The sequence below is a fragment of the Mesorhizobium sp. WSM4836 genome, from assembly GCF_055811815.1.
On sequence record NZ_JBVVQF010000018.1, the window covers coordinates 83,735 to 100,015 of the forward strand.

Here is a 16,281-nt window from a genome sequence, read left to right on the forward strand (position 1 = left end):
GTTTCCGCTATTGAGGCCGGACTTGGAACCAAGGTTGCCCTCATCCCATGAGCCTCGTTGACACGATCAAGAATGCGTTCGTTCCGATCCATCGCGAGGGTTATCCCTTTATCGCTGCGTTTGGTGCCGCTACGCTTTTTCTTGGCTATTTCTCCTCGACCCTGTTCTGGATCGGTCTCATCCTGACCGCCTGGTGCGCCTATTTCTTCCGCGATCCCGAGCGTGTCACGCCGATTGACGACCGGGTGGTTGTCAGCCCTGCCGACGGCATCGTCTCGGCGGTCGGCCCGGCAGTGCCGCCGCGCGAGCTTGGCCTCGGCGGCGGTGAAATGACCCGCATCTCGGTATTCATGAACGTCTTTTCCTGTCACGTGAACCGCTCCCCCGTGCGTGGCTGCATTTCCAGGATCGAGCATCGGCCAGGAAAATTCCTTAACGCCGAACTCGACAAGGCAAGTACCGACAACGAGCGCAACGGGCTGGTCATCGAAAGCCCCAACGGCACAGTGGCCGCGGTGCAGATCGCCGGTCTGGTGGCGCGGCGCATCGTCTGCTGGGCCGAGCCCGGCGGCGTCATCGGCACCGGCGAGCGCTTCGGACTGATCCGCTTTGGCTCGCGCGTCGATGTATTCCTGCCCTCGACCGCGACGCCGCGCGTCGCGGTCGGCCAGACCGCGGTCGGCGGTGAGACGGTGCTGGCGGAATTCGGCGGCGTTGCCGCAACGCCGCTCGTGCGGATCTCCTGACCGTTGGCCCCGCCGTTCAAGAAATTCGAGGCGCATGGCGGCGGCGGCCCGCGCATCCGCGAAATCCCGATGCGCATGGTGCTGCCCAATCTGGTCACGGTGCTTGCCATCTGCGCCGGCCTGTCCGGTATTCGCTTCGGCTTCGAGGGCCGCTTCGAGCCGGCGGTGGTGATGGTGCTGCTCGCCGCCTTTCTCGATGGTATCGACGGCCGCCTGGCGCGAATGCTGAAGGCGACCTCCAAATTCGGCGCCCAGATGGATTCGTTGGCCGATATCGTCAATTTCGGCGTGGCACCGGCGTTGGTGCTTTATGCCTTTCTGCTCGACAGGGCAGGTTCGCCGGGCTGGATCGCGGCGCTCCTGTTCACCATCGCCTGTGGGATGAGGCTTGCCCGCTTCAACGTGCTCGACGAAGAGCTCGACCGTCCGCAGTGGCAGACCGAATATTTCGTCGGCGTTCCGGCGCCGGCGGGTGCGGTGCTGGTGATGCTGCCGCTCTATCTGTTCTTCCTCAGGCTTGGCCTTGAACCCAGCCGCCTGGCGGCCTTCATTGCCACCGGCTTTACAATTTTGGTGGCATTCCTGCTGGTCAGCCGACTGCCCGTCTATTCCGGCAAGAGCCTCAGGATACCGGGCGACAGAGTGCTGCCGATCATCCTCGCCGTCGTCCTTTACGTCCTGCTTTTGATGACCTATCCCTGGTATACGCTGACGGCCTCGGTTGCCGGCTATCTGCTCTTCTTGCCGTTCAGTGTGCGCGCCTATTCGAGACGCGCCAAGCGCGAAGGCGAGAAGGTGCCGTCCTCGGACATCGGCTGACAGGTTTGGTGCCAAATTCGGCCTGCGCCTGGCAGTGCACGATTCCGAAAGGGTCAGCCGTTTTGACTTGGGAGCGGCTCGCAGAGCACGCGGCGCTGCGGAACGCACCTCAAAAACCCGTTTTCGGAACTTGCTGGGCGGCTAGACCGTTTGTGTCGGTAGCTCCGGTTTAAGCGGCTGCTCGTGATACGTCGTCAACATCGCGCAAGCTGCCGCATCGGGCTCAGAAACCATCGGAAACGAGGAGAAATGGCTGTCATCCTCATCGGCGCGTTACTGACTATTGCCGGCCTCGTATATATGGCGGTTGCAGCCATCATGCGTGGGCGGCTCAGCGAACCGGTCGCCGTCTCCACCGCGCCGGATAGCCCGACGCCCAATCTCGCAACACCAGGTCCGACCCTGGAGCCGCGGCGGCGCGGGCTCCGTTTTCTCGGCCTGTCGCAGAACTGGCCGGGCCTGCTGATGATGGCCCTTGGCGTAATTCTGCTGTTGTCCGTGGTGGTCTTCTAATGCATGTCGCGCAAAAGTGTGCAGCGGTTTTGCGATAACCACATGCATAAAACCAAGAATCCAAAGCGCGTCGCACAAGGCTTGTCGAACGCGACGCGTTTAGAGTTTTCGACAGGAAACCTCAGGCGGCTGCGCTCAGTCCCAGTCTCTCGAGCGCCAGCTTTCTAGTCGAGACATAGTCCGTCTTGCCGGAGCCCAGTACCGGGATCTCCCCGACCTTGACGATGTCGTTCGGCACCATCAGTTCGGCCGCCCCGGCTTTTTTGCCGAATTCGCGCAATTCGTCGGGATCGGCATTGTCGGCGGTGGTGACCAGAACGAGGCGCTCGCCGCGCCGCTTGTCCGGCACTGCCACTACGGCGTGATGCTCTTCCGGCCACAGCGACTGCACCAGCATCTCGACCGCACCAAGCGACACCATCTCGCCGGCGATCTTGGCGAAGCGCTTGGCGCGGCCGCGGATGGTGATGAAGCCTTCGCGATCGACCGAGACAATATCGCCGGTGTCGTGCCAGCCTTCGAGCGGCTGCAACTCGCCAGGCCGATCGCCGGTCATGTAGCCCATCATCAGGTTCGGCCCGTCGAGCCACAGCCGGCCGGCGTCGCTGATGCCTTCGACCGGTTCGAGTTTCATGCGTATCGCCGGCAGCAGCCGCCCGACCGTGCCGTCGCGACCGTGAATGGCGGTATTGACGGCAACCACGGGTGCGGCCTCGGTCAATCCAAAACCTTCGATGATCTCCGCCTGGAAGCGTTCCCGGTACACCCGGCGCGTCTCCGGCTTCACCGCCTCGGCACCGGCGACGACGAAGCGCAGGCTGGAAAAATCGCCGTCCTTGGCGGTGCGGGCATAGTTGGCGAGGAACGTGTCGGTGCCGAACATCACCGTTGGCCGGACCTTGCGCGCCACCTCCGGAATAAGCTTGTAGTGGAGCGGTGAGGGATAAAGGAACAGCTTTACGCCGGTTACCAGCGGCAGGATGGTGCCGCCGGTCAACCCGAACGAGTGGAACACCGGCAGCACGTTGAGCAGGATGTCGGCCGGTGAGATGGTGATGCGGGCTTCGGCCTGCATCGCATTGGCAAGAAGGTTGCGGTGCGACAGCACCACGGCCTTGGGTGTGCCTTCCGAGCCTGAGGTGAACAGGATTACCGCCGGCTTGGCCGCATCCTGGCGCTGCAATGGCCAGCGCCACAGCAAGGCGGCTGCCGCCTTGTCCAGCACGGTCACGCTTGCGCGAACATCCTCCAGCCACAGCAGTTTCGCCCCGCCTTTTTCCACCGCCTCGACGATGTCGGCGAGGTTGGCCTTTTCGACAAAGGCGCGTGAGGAGACCACGGTTCGGATTACCGCCGTGCGGACGGCGGCGGTGACGCTCGCCGGACCGGCGGTATAGTTGATCATTGCTGCCACCCGCGCAGCCGACAAAAGTCCGACGAACGACAGCACGACGCCATTGGCGTTGGGCAAGAGCAGCCCCACCGCTTCGCCCGGCGCGGTAATCGCCTCGAGACGGCGGCCCAAAACGCGCGCGCCGATGAACATTTTCCGGTAGCTCAGCGCGTCGCCGATGACGTCCTCGACAATTGTATGTGAGGCGCCGACGCGGTCGGCGGCATCGCGCATGGCGAGGAACAGCGCTCGATCGAGATCGCTGCCGAAAAGCCTGGCCTCGGCGAAGCGGTCGAACAGCGCGTTGGTGTTTGAGGCCTGATCTGGGTTCCGCGCCACCAACTCGGCGACGGTCATCGGCTCCAGGACGCTGAGCGACAGCTGCGGAAGCCAATGGCGCGGCGCCTTGTCCGCCGGCGTCAGCGAGGCCGGCAGGCTGCGTGCCCCGGCAACGAAGATCGGCACGATGCGGGCGTCGGCCTGCATCGCGATACGGGTGATGGCGCGAAACAGCCGAAACGATTTTACGTCGGGCTCGACCCCATCCGGCAGGTAAACGGCGAGCCGGCCCTTGCCCTTCAGCACCCGCACCAACCTGCGGCTGACGAAAATGTGCTTGGCGTTGAAGGCGATCGTGCGGCCGAGCTCTCGCCACGGCTCCAGCCAGGGCGATCTGGCCGAAGCCGGGTCGAGGATGTGCAGCGTGTCCTCCGGCAGCAGCGACAGCATCAGCGCGGGCTCGATGCGCGACTGATGCCAAATGACGTAGATGACGGGGGCCGCCGACTTCCGGGCAATCTTGATGCGCTCATCGCTGATCCGGTAGGCGAGCTTGAACGGGACGTAGAGCAGCGCTTGGCTCAAGCGCAGGCCGAGGCGGAACTTCTCCAGCACGCCGATCAGCAGCCAGGCCGCGACAAGACCCGCAAGCAGCGCCAGTGTCAGGATCATCGCCGCATCTCTCCCAACAATCTCATGTCGCGGCTCTTCAGTGGCCGCTTCGGGTGAGAACCTAGCCGAAGTTGGATCAACGTCAATGCGGCTCCATTTTTTCCTTCTCTCCTGTCATCAGTTGGCTCGGCTGCCGATCGCAACTACGCCGCTTTCATCCTCCGCTGATGAAGCGGAATTCCTGCGTCTTGCCGCCAAAGCCATAGGCGGCAGCAGGCACTTCATGCACGAGGGCGTAGCTTTCCTCATGCATCTTGCCCAGAAGCCGGCCGAATGCGGCGAAAATTGCCTGCAGATACGCCTCCAGTTCGAGCTTGGTGTTGGTGCCGTCGACAACCTTGATGTCGAGCCAAGCCGTGTTGGCGCCATGCTCGGCCAGCGACTTGCCGCCGGCGAACCAGTGCTCGGAGTCGTGATAGGAAATGGCAACAGCTGTGATCGTCGCGTCCTTCCGCAGATGCGTGGCCGTCAGTTCGGTCACCTCCTTGGCAATGGCGGCGGACAAAGCGGCATCGGGCTTGCCGGTAACGCTGATATTGATGATCGGCATATTTCTTCTCCTCGGTTTCAAGCGGCGCCTCTTCGCCGTCGAGAAAATCATGCCATCGTTCTTTAATCAAAAAAATCGAATTGTTTTTGATAAACACTTTGATAGTGTCGAATGATGCAAATGTTTGATCCCGACCTCCTCAAGACTTTTCTCGCTTTCGTCGATGGTGGTTCCCTGGCGCGGGCCGCGGCAATCGTCGGCCGCTCGCCGTCCGCAGTGACCGCGCAGATGCAGCGGCTGGAGGACGTCGTCGGCGAACCGCTGCTGGTGCCGCAGGGGCGCGGGCGCGGCCTGACGCCGGCAGGCGAGGATCTGGTCGGCCACGCGCGGCGCATCCTTGCCCTGCACCGTGAGGCGTGGCTGGCCCTCAAAGGGGCGCACGCTGATGGGCGCCTCGCCATCGGCACGACGCAGGATTTCGCCGACAGCGGCTTGCCGCAGCTGCTCAGGGCTTTCGCTGTCAGCCATCCGCGCGTCAGGATCGAACTGCGCGTCGGCCGTTCCGCCGAACTGGCGCAGGCTTTGCAGGCCGGCACTCTTGATCTGGCCATTGCCATGCGGCAGGTGCCGACACGGGACGAAGTCGGTGTGCTCAAGGAACCAATGATCTGGCTTTGCTCACAGAACGGGCTGGCCACCCGCCACGTCGAACTGCCCTTGGCGCTGCTCGATCCCCATTGCGGGTTTCGCGATGCGGCGACCAGCGCACTCGATGCGGCCGGCCGTCGCTACCGCATTGCTGCCGGCAGTGCCAGCCTTGCCGGCCTGCGCACGGCCGTGCACGCCGGCATCGCCTTGACGTTGAGGACGGCGCGCTTCGCTCATTCCGGCATCGTCGAGGCGCCGCGCGATCTCGATCTGCCGCCGGTGCCGATCGCCGAATTCGCCGTCCGCTTGCGTGAGGATGCCGACCGGCCGGCGCAGGATCTGGCCGCGTTGTTCAGCGGCAACCTGGCCTTTGCCAATTGAGCCAGCAAAGAAAAAGCCGACCTTGCGGTCGGCTTCTGAGTAGGACGGGCCGAGGGGTTTGGGGGGACTTGGGGTGGCCCGTCGCAGCCATAATGCCTGGGCCCTATGATGGTTCCATGACTTTTCAAATTTATTTTCAGGAACGGATTTCTCGTGATCGGACCATCAACTCGCCCTCGGACTCGGCGAGGATTGGTCATGCATCCGCTGCGCGCTGCCTGGCCATCAGCCAGTCGCGGCCGGCGTGAGCGAACACCGCGCAAAGCACGATGGCGCCGCCGAGCATGCTGGCTGCCGGCGGGATCTCCGTCAGGAACAGGAAGGCAAACAGGATCGCGAATGGAACTTCGGCCGAACCCAGCAGTCCGGACTCGGCCGCCGGAATAAGCCGGGTGCCCTCCGTCCACAGGATCGAGGCCAGCGCGAACGAGGAGCCGAAGGTGGCTAGGAGCACTGCGTCCCTGGCCGAGACCGCCAGCGGTTCGGTGACGAACCAGCCGAGCACGAACAGAAGGAAAGCCGACACGGCACCCGCCCACACCACCGGCGTATCGCGGAAGGCGCGCACCATGATCATGTAAAGGGCGCTGCCGATCGTCATCAGCAGCGCCAACCCGTCGCCGAACAGATGGCCGGTGCCGAAGCCGGACCCGACCATGATCGCCACACCGCACAGTGACACGGCGGCGGCGGCAAGCGTCTGCAGCCGGAACGGCTCGCGAACCAACAGGAAGGCCAGCAGCGCAGTGGCGAAAGGGGCCGTGGCATAGATGATCGCGACGTTGGCGACAAAGGTGAACTTGAACGCCGAGATGAAGGCGATGCTGGCGAGCGCGCCCTCGATCGCCAGCAGCCAGCCGCGCCAGCCGAGCCGCAGGCTGTCGCGACCGCCGGAGCGCTGGCGGCGCCATAGAACATAGAGGCTGATCAGGATCGAGCCGACGAAGCCGCGCCAGCAGGTGATGGTCAGCGGGTCGGCATGGATCGATTTGGTCAGCACGCCGGTGAGCCCGAAGACGGCCGCCGATGCCGAGACCAGGATGATGCCGAGGGTACGTTCGCGGGCGCTTTCCACTGCGCCTGGCATGTCAAGCGATTCCGTCATCTCACCAACCTACGCCGCCCCGTCCTGACACCATAGTGTCAGCTTGATCGAGGCGTCGTGCATCGAAAACAGCAGGTAGGCAGCCCCGGTGAACAGGACGCCGGCAAGAACCCTTTCGCGGGTTTCCATGATGGCGATATCGGCCAGATGTCCGGCGGCCTTACGAATGTGTTGCGAGAGAGGGTTTGAAGGCGTTGGATGCTCCCGTATCGCCAGGCTATACGGGCGAAACCCTGCTAAGCGCTACGCCAGCGGGGACTTGCGTCTGGGGCAGGCGACACCGCCGTTAAGCAGCGAAGCCAGGCAACTACAGGAGAGAAATGAAATGGACGCGATCGCATTGAAGGCCATGCAGGCGCCGCTGAAGGAAGCCTATCGCGACGACGCCTCGCGCGCGCTGATTACTCTTCGCGCCAAAGGCTCGGTCGACGACCAATCGATCGCCTGCAAGGTCGAGACGGGCAGGGCGATCGCCATTGCCGGGCTGCATCCGGCGACCGGCGGCACCGGGCTCGAACTCTGCTCCGGCGACATGCTGCTGGAGGCGCTGGTGGCTTGCGCCGGCGTCACGCTGAAGGCGGTGGCGACGGCGCTGGACTTCAAGCTTGGGGCCGCCACGGTGGAAGCCGAAGGCGACCTCGACTTTCGCGGCACGCTTGGTGTGGCAAAGGATGCGCCGGTTGGCTTCCGCGCCATCCGGCTGACATTTGGCCTCGACACCGACGAGCCGCAGGAGCGCATCGATGCGCTGCTCAAGCTGACCGAGCGCTACTGCGTGGTGCTCCAGACCATCAACCAGAAGCCGGAGCTGACGGTAAGCGCGCGACGCTGACGATCTCCCCCTTGAGGGCTCCTCAAGAGGGAAGATTAAGCTCTCTACTGCGCCGACGGCTCCTCGGCGTCGCCCTCGTCGGCGAAGGGCGAGGCGCTCGGCACGCACTGCACCGACCAGCCGGCCGGCGTCGGTTGCTTCTCGTATTCGGTTATGGCGAAGGTGCATTGTTCGCGAGTGTCGAATGTGCTGGGCAACACGACCATGCCGCCTTGCGGGCCGGCGATCACCAGATACCAGACTAACGCTACGCTCGGTGCCGCCATGGGTATTTCCTCGCTCTGCTTGTTTTGGGAGTCGCACGATCCTAGCAACTCCGGCCTAGCGGCGAAAGCTGGGCCAAAGCGCGGCGTTAAGCCACGGCATCACAGCCGCGTGATGTCGGGCCGCTTACTCCGGCTGCCGGTAGGCGACAAAGCGGTTGTGCTTGGCCTGGAAGATCAGCCCCGTCTCCTTGAGTGTAGGGCTGGCCAGCGGCACGACACGCTTGGCGATCTCCGAAGGGTGCGGCAGCGTTTCAGGATCCTCGCCGGGTACGGCCTGCGCCCGCATAGCGGTGCGCGTCGCCCCGGGATCGGCGGCGTTGACCCTGAGCGGCAGGTTTTCGGTCTCATGCGCCCAGGAACGCATCATGGCTTCGACCGCAGCTTTCGACGCCGCATAGGGCGCCCAGAAGGCGCGTGCCGTATGGGCGGCGCTGGAAGACAGCACGATGACGCGGCCGGCATCGGAAAGCCTGAGCAGCGGGTCGACCGAGCGGATCAGCCGCCATGTTGCGGTGACGTTGATGGTCATCACCTTCTCGAAAGTCTTGGCCTCGACATGGCCGATCGGCGAAATCACGCCGAGCACCGCGGCGTTGGCGACCAGTATGTCGAGCTTGCCCCAGCGCTCGTGGATGGCGCCGCCCAGCCGGTCGATCCCCGCCATGTCGGCAAGATCGAGCGGTACCAGCGTCGCTTGTCCGCCGCCTGCTTTGATCTGGTCGTCGAGCTCTTCCAGCCCGCCGACGGTGCGGGCAACCGCAATCACATGCGCACCGGCGGCGGCAAGCTCCCTGGCGATGAAATAGCCGATACCGCGCGAGGCGCCGGTGACGACCGCAACGCGGCCGGAGAGGTCGAGGGGAGGATTCACCGGGGAACTCCGAAGTGTGGCGGTCTACGTCGCCCCCCTCTGTCCTGCCGGACATCTCCCCCACAAGGGGGGAGATTGGGCTGCCGCGCCGGCGGCGATCGACCCGCAAGGTTGGAGATTGGCGAAAGTGGAAATGAACGCCGATCTCCCCCCTTGTGGGGGAGATGTCCGGCAGGACAGAGGGGGGCGCCACAAAGCGACCCCGAAGACGTTTTTAGACCGGCGACATTCACGATAGCAGTGTGATCCTAGGACCCGCCCGCCGCTAACAGCGACAGCGTGCGCACATTGTCGGAGCCTTCGAAATCGGCAAGCCGGGTCGGATATTGCCCGGTAAAGCAGGCGTCGCAGAATTGCGGCTGCTCATTGTCTCGGCCGGCCTCGCCGACGGCGCGATAGAGCCCGTCGATCGACAGGAAGCCGAGCGAATCGACGCGGATGAACTCGGCCATCTCTTCCACCGACATGCGCGACGCCAGCAGCTTCGATTTTTCCGGCGTGTCGACGCCGTAAAAGCAGGAGGCGCGCGTCGGCGGTGAAGCGATGCGCATATGCACTTCCTTGGCGCCGGCATCGCGCACCATCTGCACGATCTTCTGGCTGGTGGTGCCTCGCACGATCGAATCGTCCACCAGCACCACGCGCTTGCCTTCGATCATGCGGCGATTGGCGTTGTGCTTGAGCTTGACTCCCATGTGGCGGATCGAATCGCCGGGCTGGATAAAGGTACGGCCGACATAATGGTTGCGGATGATGCCGAGTTCGAACGGAATGCCCGCGGCCTGCGAAAAGCCGATCGCAGCCGGCGTGCCCGAATCGGGCACAGGCACGACGATGTCGGCCTCGACCGGGCTCTCCAGCGCCAGCTCGGCGCCAATGCGCTTGCGCACTTCGTAGACGTTGCGGCCTTCGACCGAAGAATCCGGCCGGGCGAAGTAGACATATTCGAAAATGCAGAAGCGGGTCTTTTGCGGCTCGAACGGGAACAGGCTTTCGATGCCCTTGCTGGTGACGACGACCATTTCGCCGGGCTTCAGGTCGCGCACGAAACGCGCGCCGATAATATCGAGCGCGCAGGTCTCCGAGGCGAGGATCCAGGCACCGTCGAGATCGCCGAGCACCAGCGGGCGGATGCCGAGCGGGTCGCGGCAGCCGATCATCTTCTTCGAGGTCATGGCCACCAGCGAGAAGGCGCCTTCGACCTGGCGCACCGCGTCGATAAAGCGCGAATTCAGGTCGCGCTCCTTGCTGGTGGCAACGAGATGCAAGAGCGTCTCGGTGTCGGAGGTGGAAGAGAAGATGGCGCCTTGCTTCTGCAGCGCGCGCTGCACGGTCATGGCGTTGGTGAGATTGCCGTTGTGGGCGACGGCAAAGCCGCCATCGGCAAGTTCGGCGAAGAAAGGCTGGATGTTGCGCATGCCGGAGCCGCCGGTGGTGGCATAGCGCGTGTGGCCGATGGCGCGATTACCTTGCAGGCTGTCGATGACGCGCTGCTTGGTGAAAGTGTCGCCGATCAGGCCGACATGGCGTTCGACATGGAATTGGGTGCCGTCATAAGAAACGATGCCGGCCGCTTCCTGGCCTCGATGCTGCAACGCATGCAGGCCAAGCGTTACAATGGCTGCGGCGTCCTGCCGGCCGAAAATGCCGAACACGCCGCATTCGTCGTGGAAATGGTCGTCGGCTTCGGCGGAAAGCACGTCGTCTGCGTCTGCCACTGAGGCTGCCATTGGGGGCTCAAGCTCCGCTAAAGTCGCCATATAAGGTCATAGCGCATCGAAAGCAACGCACGTCGTGCGACATTCACATGATGGTCAGTCTTGATGCCCGCTGGTTTGCCGAATCAGTTTGCCGGCGCGGGATTGGCCGGCGGCGTCGCGGGCGCATTGTCGGCCGGCGGCGCGTCGCTGTCGTCGGGTGCCGGAGCGGTGGCGTCGTCGCCGGCGGCAGGGGCTTCCACTGCAGGCGCGTCGGGGGCTAGAGGCGTCTCGGTGGCCGGCTGATTCGGGTTGAGCTTGTTGAGGATGGCGTTTTCCGGATCCTCGGGCAGCAGGCTTTCCAGCTTGGCACCGATCGATTCAAGCAGCGGCCTTGACTTGGCGTTGGCAACCCAGCCTGGAGCCTTGGCGCCGGCCAGCCAATTGAAGAACAGCAGCGCGACAGCGACGACCAGGATGCCACGCGCCGCGCCGTAGAGGAAGCCAAGTGTACGATCGAGCGCGCCGATCCTGGAATCGATGATCCAGTCGGCGAGCTTCATGGTGATGACGGAAACGACGATCAGCGCGACAATAAAGACGATACCGGCGGCCGCCGCCATGGCGGCCTTTTCGTTGTCGATATAGGGCTGAATGTAAGGCAGCACCGGCTTGTAGAAGAAGAAGGCCGCCGCTGCAGCGGCCGCCCAGGAGATGATCGACAGAACCTCGCGCGAAAAGCCGCGAACCATGGCAAGCATCGCCGAGACCAGGGTGAAGCCGACGAGAATTCCGTCAAGCAGCGTAATCGGCATGTTTTCGCCCCCACTCCGATCTCTTTTTCACGACTCGACGAGCCGCATCACTCTTGCTCGTTGGCGCGGCTGCGCCGTGAGCCGGCTATGCGCGCCACGAGATCGGCCAGCTCGGTGGGTTGGAAAGCGCCGGTTCCGATCCCCCCGGCTCCATTACCACCAACAAGTTCCTCGCTGCCCAAGGGCAGAACCGCGCTTCCGAAACCCAGCTTTTCGGCTTCCTTGAGGCGCTGCTGCGCGTGCGCAACCGGCCTCACTGCACCCGAAAGGCTGATTTCGCCGAAATAGACGCAATCGGCGGGAAGGGCAAGACCGGTGAGCGAGGAAACCAGTGCCGCCGCCACCGCCAGGTCGGCCGCCGGCTCCGAAATTCGGTAGCCGCCGGCAACGTTGAGATAGACGTCGTGCGTGCCGAAGCGGACGCCGCAATGGGCTTCCAGAACCGCCAGGATCATCGACAGCCGGGCACCGTCCCAGCCGACGACCGCGCGGCGCGGTGTGCCGAGCGTCGACGGCGCCACCAGCGCCTGAATCTCGACCAGCACCGGCCGTGTGCCTTCCATGCCGGCGAAAACCGCGGCACCCGGCGACTTCGCATGCCGTTCGCCGAGGAAAAGCTCGGACGGGTTGGCGACTTCCCGCAAGCCCTTGTCCGACATTTCGAAGACGCCGATCTCATCGGTTGGCCCGAAGCGGTTCTTGACCGTGCGCAGGATGCGGTAGTGGTGGCCGCCTTCGCCCTCGAAATAGAGCACCGCGTCAACCATGTGCTCGACGACGCGCGGTCCGGCGATCTGGCCTTCCTTGGTGACGTGGCCGACCAGAACGATCGCCGCCCCTGTGGATTTTGCGTAGCGGATCATCGCTTGTGCGGCGGCACGCACCTGGGTCACCGTGCCTGGCGCCGAATCTGCCATGTCGGTCCACAGCGTCTGGATCGAATCGAGAATGACCAGATCCGGTCGCTTGCCATCGGCGATGGTGGCGAGGATGTCCTCGACATTGGTCTCGGCGGCGAGCTCGACCGGGGTGCCAGCGACGCCAAGCCGCTGGGCGCGCAGCCTGATCTGGGCCACCGCCTCTTCGCCAGAAACGTAGACGATGCGGTGGCCCTTTGCCGCCAGTGCGGCGGCGGCCTGGGTGAGCAGCGTCGACTTGCCGATGCCGGGATCGCCACCGACCAGCAGCGCCGAGCCGCGCACGAAGCCGCCGCCGGTGGCGCGGTCGAGCTCGCCAATGCCGGAGACGATGCGCGGCGCGTCCTCGATGTCGCCGGAGAGGCTGGTCAGCACCACCGCGCGGCCCTTGCGGGCGTTGCGCGTGTTGGCCGGGCCGGAGCCGATACCACCTGACGTGCCTTCCTCGACCAGCGTGTTCCACTCGCCGCAGGCATCGCATTTGCCTGCCCAGCGCTGATGCACCGAACCGCAATTCTGGCAGATGAACTGGATACGGGATTTGGCCATCAGTTTATTGATTCCAATAGGTATTTGGAGCGATCCCAATAAACCGGCAAAGCCTCTTCGATCGTATCGAAATAAGTGCGGCGCTGTCCGTTCCTCTGGGCCCAACGGTCCTGTGCCGACCAACATGCATAAATGAACAAATTGACCGCAAATTCATTCTCTCGCCTGACCTCTTCGTGCAGCGTCTCTAGGAAGCTCATAAGTCCCGTCGAAAGGAGGCGATCATTCCGCTGATGCATCAAATGAAAAGCGCACCCGATCGCAGCCACTGAGGTGTCATGCCGAGAGTCCACCGACCAGAGAGCCAAAAAGCTCAGCAGAGCGGAAGCTGTTCCCAAACGCCAAATTCGATAGAGGCCGTCCACTGCCGCACTGCGGGCATAATCATCAGTATCTTCGGCAAGGAATTTCCTCACCAATTTAACGTTTTCGGGCGTCGAATCGCTAGAATAACAAAACACCAGTATCGCCGCGTGTGTTTCTGGGCGAGAAACCCAATCCCTCGATTTCAAATAGTCGGTGACTTGGGTGCGTTCGTCCTCAGAGATTTCGTACCCTTCAAATTTCATCCTCCGATAGATGTCGCTAAACTCCAACCGGTTGCTCCGAAATCAAGAGGTCACTCGAACCGATCGGGCAAATGATGTTCCTCGGCGAGATCCGAGAAGCGGGTGAATTCGCCTTGGAAGGCGAGGCTGACCGATCCCGTCGGGCCGTGACGCTGCTTGGCGACGATGACCTCGGCCTTGCCGCGCATTTCGTTCATCTCGTGCTCCCATTTGATGTATTCGTCGGTGCCCGGCTTCGGCTCGCGGTTCTTCAGATAATATTCCTCGCGGTAGACGAACAGCACCACGTCGGCGTCCTGTTCGATGGAGCCCGATTCGCGCAGATCCGAAAGTTGGGGGCGCTTGTCGTCGCGGCTTTCGACCTGGCGCGACAGCTGCGACAGCGCGATGATCGGCACCGCCAGCTCTTTGGCCAGCGCCTTGAGCCCGGTGGTGATCTCGGTGATTTCCTGGACGCGGTTTTGCGACGATTTCGCGCTCGATCCCTGCATCAGCTGGATATAGTCGATGACGATGACGTCGAGGCCGCGCTGGCGCTTCAGGCGACGTGCGCGGGCCGACAGCTGGGCGATGGAAATGCCGCCGGTCTGGTCAATGAACAGCGGGATTTTCTGCATGGTCTGCGAGCAGGCGACGAGCTTTTCGAAATCCATCTCGCTGATCTCGCCGCGGCGGATTTTCGACGACGGGATTTCGGTCTGTTCGGAGATGATGCGGGTGGCGAGCTGTTCGGATGACATTTCGAGCGAAAAGAAGCCGACGACGCCGCCATTGGCCGCCTTGAACGAGCCGTCGGCCTGCTGTGCCGGGATATAGGCCTCCGCGATGTTGAAGGCGATATTGGTGGCGAGCGAGGTCTTGCCCATGCCGGGGCGCCCCGCAATGATGATCAGGTCGGACGACTGCAGGCCGCCCATGCGGCGGTCGAGGTCGCGCAGGCCGGTAGCAACGCCAGACAAATGCCCGTCGCGCATATAAGCGGCATTGGCCATGTCGACGGCGGTCTTGACGGCGTCGGTGAAGCTCTCGAAGCCGCCGTCGTAGCGGCCCGTTTCGGCCAGCTCGAACAGGCGCCGCTCGGCATCCTCGATCTGGTCGGAGGGCGACATGTCGACCGGCGCGTCATAGGCGATGTTGACCATGTCCTCGCCGACGGTGATCAGCGCGCGGCGCGTCGCCAGATCGTAGATGGCGCGGCCATAGTCGGTGGCGTTGACGACCGTTACGGCCTCGACTGCCAGCCGCACGACATATTGCGCCACCGTCATGTCGCCGACCTTCTCGTCGGCCGGCAGGAAGGTCTTCAGCGTGATTGGCGTCGCGATCTTGCCCATGCGGATGAGCTCGGCCGCGACCTCGAAGATCTTTCTATGCAGCGGCTCGTAGAAATGGCCGGGCTTCAGGAAGTCGGAGACGCGGTAGAAGGCATCGTTGTTGACCAGTATGGCGCCGAGCAGCGCCTGCTCGGCCTCGATGTTATTCGGCGCCTCGCGATAGAGCGGTGTTTCCGCCACGCCGAATTTTCGTGCTGCCTCTGCCATGATGTCCCCGATCCTGATCCCCGTCTCTCGATATCAGAACGAGACAAGTCGGTGATGACTTATCTGCATCAGTCTCCAACCAACCAACTTTGATGCCCGCGATTCACAGCCATGATCTTTCGGTGGAAAGAATCTCGATTGACTCGAATCAAGATGGCGAGCCTAGCCGTTCTCAGGCGAGAACAAAACAGGAAAATAGCTGCCGGTCATTCCGGCAAGGCATCACCCCAGTCCAGTCGCCGCGCGGCCTTGAACGTCTCGCCGTCGCGCTTGGTGAACAGCCGCTCGGCAGCACTCCCATCCTGTTGGCAAAGCTTCAGCAAGACCTTGCCGGAGCCCGATTTCGGCGGTGCGATCACGCGCGCTCGAGGCGGAGCGGCCGGATGGCGGGAAGCCGCGACAAAGATGAATTTCTCGTCCTCCCACGGCACCTCGGCATCCTTGGCCAGACGGTGCAGGCGCGAGCGTGCGACGCGGCGGGCGAAATGGCACCAGTCGGGCGCAACAAGCGGGCAGGGCGCCCCATGCGGGCAAGGCGCAAGCACGTGCGCCCCGGCCTCGATCAGCTGGCGCCGCACGGCAAGGATGCGCTGCCAGCCGGCCGGCGTGCCCGGCTCGACAACCAGCAGCGTGTCGGCGGTCAGTTGCCAGAGCCGGTCGACGAGTTTTGCCAGCGATGCCGGCGCGATCTCATCCAGCACATAGGCTGAAGTCACCAGTTCGGCCGGCTCCAGATCGACCAGGTCGATGGTGATATCGCCGGTCCGCCAGGAGGTCCCGGCCGTGATCGCATCCGCGGCAAGTGCTTCGCCGACCCTTCGCACCACCGCGCCGGCCTCGAGCAGCACCGCCTGTTTGAGATCCGGCCAGAGATCGATTGTGGCCCAAAGCACCGTGCCAGGGCCGGCGCCGACATCGAGCAGGGTTCTCGGAGCATAATCGGGCCGCGCCTCGCTTATCGCATCGAGGCTCGCGCGGACGGCAGCATAGGTCGCCGGCAGCCTCGTTGCCAGATAGGCCTTCACCGCCATGTCTTCGGCCATGTGCAGGCGACCATCGCGCAACTCTGCGCGGTAGCGGTCCGACAGCGTCTTGGCCGCTTGCTTGAGCATCGGCAACGGCACCTGTTCGAGAAGGCGGTCGACGCCTTGTCTAAGCGGGACGGGCAGTTCCATCGC

The 16,281-nt window shown here is 63.5% G+C and carries 16 protein-coding genes; 5 read left to right on the forward strand and 11 right to left on the reverse strand.

What is annotated here, in order from left to right:
* The first annotated feature begins 47 nt into the window (after nucleotides 1–47).
* The 3 genes from AC0L2P_RS20880 to AC0L2P_RS20890 all read left to right on the forward strand — a co-directional run bounded on the left by AC0L2P_RS20880 (nucleotide 48) and on the right by AC0L2P_RS20890 (nucleotide 2,078).
* Nucleotides 48–746 carry a phosphatidylserine decarboxylase gene (locus AC0L2P_RS20880; protein ID WP_473503576.1) on the forward strand — a complete coding sequence of 233 codons (699 nt, stop codon included), beginning with the start codon at nucleotides 48–50 and terminating at the stop codon, nucleotides 744–746.
* Nucleotides 747–749: 3 nt separating this feature from the next.
* Entirely contained in the window at nucleotides 750–1,565 is an 816-nt protein-coding gene (locus AC0L2P_RS20885) for a CDP-alcohol phosphatidyltransferase family protein (RefSeq protein ID WP_473503578.1), read from the forward strand.
* 249 nt (nucleotides 1,566–1,814) lie between these two features.
* A complete protein-coding gene (locus AC0L2P_RS20890; RefSeq protein ID WP_473503580.1) occupies nucleotides 1,815–2,078 on the forward strand; it encodes a hypothetical protein in 264 nt (87 codons plus the stop codon).
* A 121-nt stretch (nucleotides 2,079–2,199) separates the two neighbouring features.
* Here AC0L2P_RS20890 and AC0L2P_RS20895 read toward each other — a convergent pair whose 3' ends face one another.
* Nucleotides 2,200–4,422 (reverse strand): AMP-binding protein, encoded by a 2,223-nt coding sequence (locus tag AC0L2P_RS20895; RefSeq protein WP_473503582.1) that lies wholly within the window; start codon nucleotides 4,420–4,422, stop codon nucleotides 2,200–2,202.
* Nucleotides 4,423–4,576: 154 nt separating this feature from the next.
* A complete protein-coding gene (locus AC0L2P_RS20900; RefSeq protein WP_473503584.1) occupies nucleotides 4,577–4,972 on the reverse strand; it encodes a tautomerase family protein in 396 nt (131 codons plus the stop codon).
* A gap of 114 nt (nucleotides 4,973–5,086) precedes the next feature.
* Between AC0L2P_RS20900 and AC0L2P_RS20905 the strand changes: the two genes are divergently transcribed.
* Nucleotides 5,087–5,941 (forward strand): LysR substrate-binding domain-containing protein, encoded by an 855-nt coding sequence (locus AC0L2P_RS20905; RefSeq protein WP_473503690.1) that lies wholly within the window; start codon nucleotides 5,087–5,089, stop codon nucleotides 5,939–5,941.
* A gap of 196 nt (nucleotides 5,942–6,137) precedes the next feature.
* Here AC0L2P_RS20905 and AC0L2P_RS20910 read toward each other — a convergent pair whose 3' ends face one another.
* On the reverse strand, nucleotides 6,138–7,046 hold the full coding sequence (locus tag AC0L2P_RS20910; protein WP_473503586.1) for a DMT family transporter: 909 nt from the start codon (nucleotides 7,044–7,046) through the stop codon (nucleotides 6,138–6,140).
* A gap of 325 nt (nucleotides 7,047–7,371) precedes the next feature.
* On the opposite strand from AC0L2P_RS20910, the gene AC0L2P_RS20915 reads away from it, so the two are divergent.
* Nucleotides 7,372–7,878, forward strand: coding sequence for an OsmC family protein (locus AC0L2P_RS20915; protein WP_473503588.1), 507 nt, complete (start codon nucleotides 7,372–7,374; stop codon nucleotides 7,876–7,878).
* Nucleotides 7,879–7,922: 44 nt separating this feature from the next.
* On the opposite strand, the gene AC0L2P_RS20920 is transcribed toward AC0L2P_RS20915, so the two are convergent.
* The 8 genes from AC0L2P_RS20920 to AC0L2P_RS20955 all read right to left on the reverse strand — a co-directional run bounded on the left by AC0L2P_RS20920 (nucleotide 7,923) and on the right by AC0L2P_RS20955 (nucleotide 16,278).
* A complete protein-coding gene (locus AC0L2P_RS20920; protein WP_473503590.1) occupies nucleotides 7,923–8,144 on the reverse strand; it encodes a hypothetical protein in 222 nt (73 codons plus the stop codon).
* Nucleotides 8,145–8,268: 124 nt separating this feature from the next.
* The gene (locus AC0L2P_RS20925; RefSeq protein WP_473503592.1) at nucleotides 8,269–9,015 is read right to left on the reverse strand and encodes an SDR family NAD(P)-dependent oxidoreductase; all 747 of its coding nucleotides are present in this window, start codon (nucleotides 9,013–9,015) and stop codon (nucleotides 8,269–8,271) included.
* Nucleotides 9,016–9,263: 248 nt separating this feature from the next.
* Nucleotides 9,264–10,745: an amidophosphoribosyltransferase gene (purF, locus tag AC0L2P_RS20930; protein WP_473503594.1), complete on the reverse strand. Its 1,482-nt coding sequence runs from the start codon at nucleotides 10,743–10,745 to the stop codon at nucleotides 9,264–9,266.
* A gap of 113 nt (nucleotides 10,746–10,858) precedes the next feature.
* Nucleotides 10,859–11,527, reverse strand: coding sequence for a CvpA family protein (locus AC0L2P_RS20935; RefSeq protein ID WP_473503596.1), 669 nt, complete (start codon nucleotides 11,525–11,527; stop codon nucleotides 10,859–10,861).
* 47 nt (nucleotides 11,528–11,574) lie between these two features.
* A complete protein-coding gene (gene radA / locus AC0L2P_RS20940; protein ID WP_473503598.1) occupies nucleotides 11,575–12,993 on the reverse strand; it encodes a DNA repair protein RadA in 1,419 nt (472 codons plus the stop codon).
* The gene (locus AC0L2P_RS20945; RefSeq protein ID WP_473503600.1) at nucleotides 12,993–13,589 is read right to left on the reverse strand and encodes a hypothetical protein; all 597 of its coding nucleotides are present in this window, start codon (nucleotides 13,587–13,589) and stop codon (nucleotides 12,993–12,995) included. Before AC0L2P_RS20945 ends, radA begins: the two co-directional genes overlap by 1 nt.
* 23 nt (nucleotides 13,590–13,612) lie before the next feature.
* Nucleotides 13,613–15,103, reverse strand: coding sequence for a replicative DNA helicase (locus tag AC0L2P_RS20950; RefSeq protein ID WP_473503602.1), 1,491 nt, complete (start codon nucleotides 15,101–15,103; stop codon nucleotides 13,613–13,615).
* A gap of 206 nt (nucleotides 15,104–15,309) precedes the next feature.
* Nucleotides 15,310–16,278 carry a small ribosomal subunit Rsm22 family protein gene (locus AC0L2P_RS20955; protein WP_473503604.1) on the reverse strand — a complete coding sequence of 323 codons (969 nt, stop codon included), beginning with the start codon at nucleotides 16,276–16,278 and terminating at the stop codon, nucleotides 15,310–15,312.
* Nucleotides 16,279–16,281 lie beyond the last annotated feature (3 nt).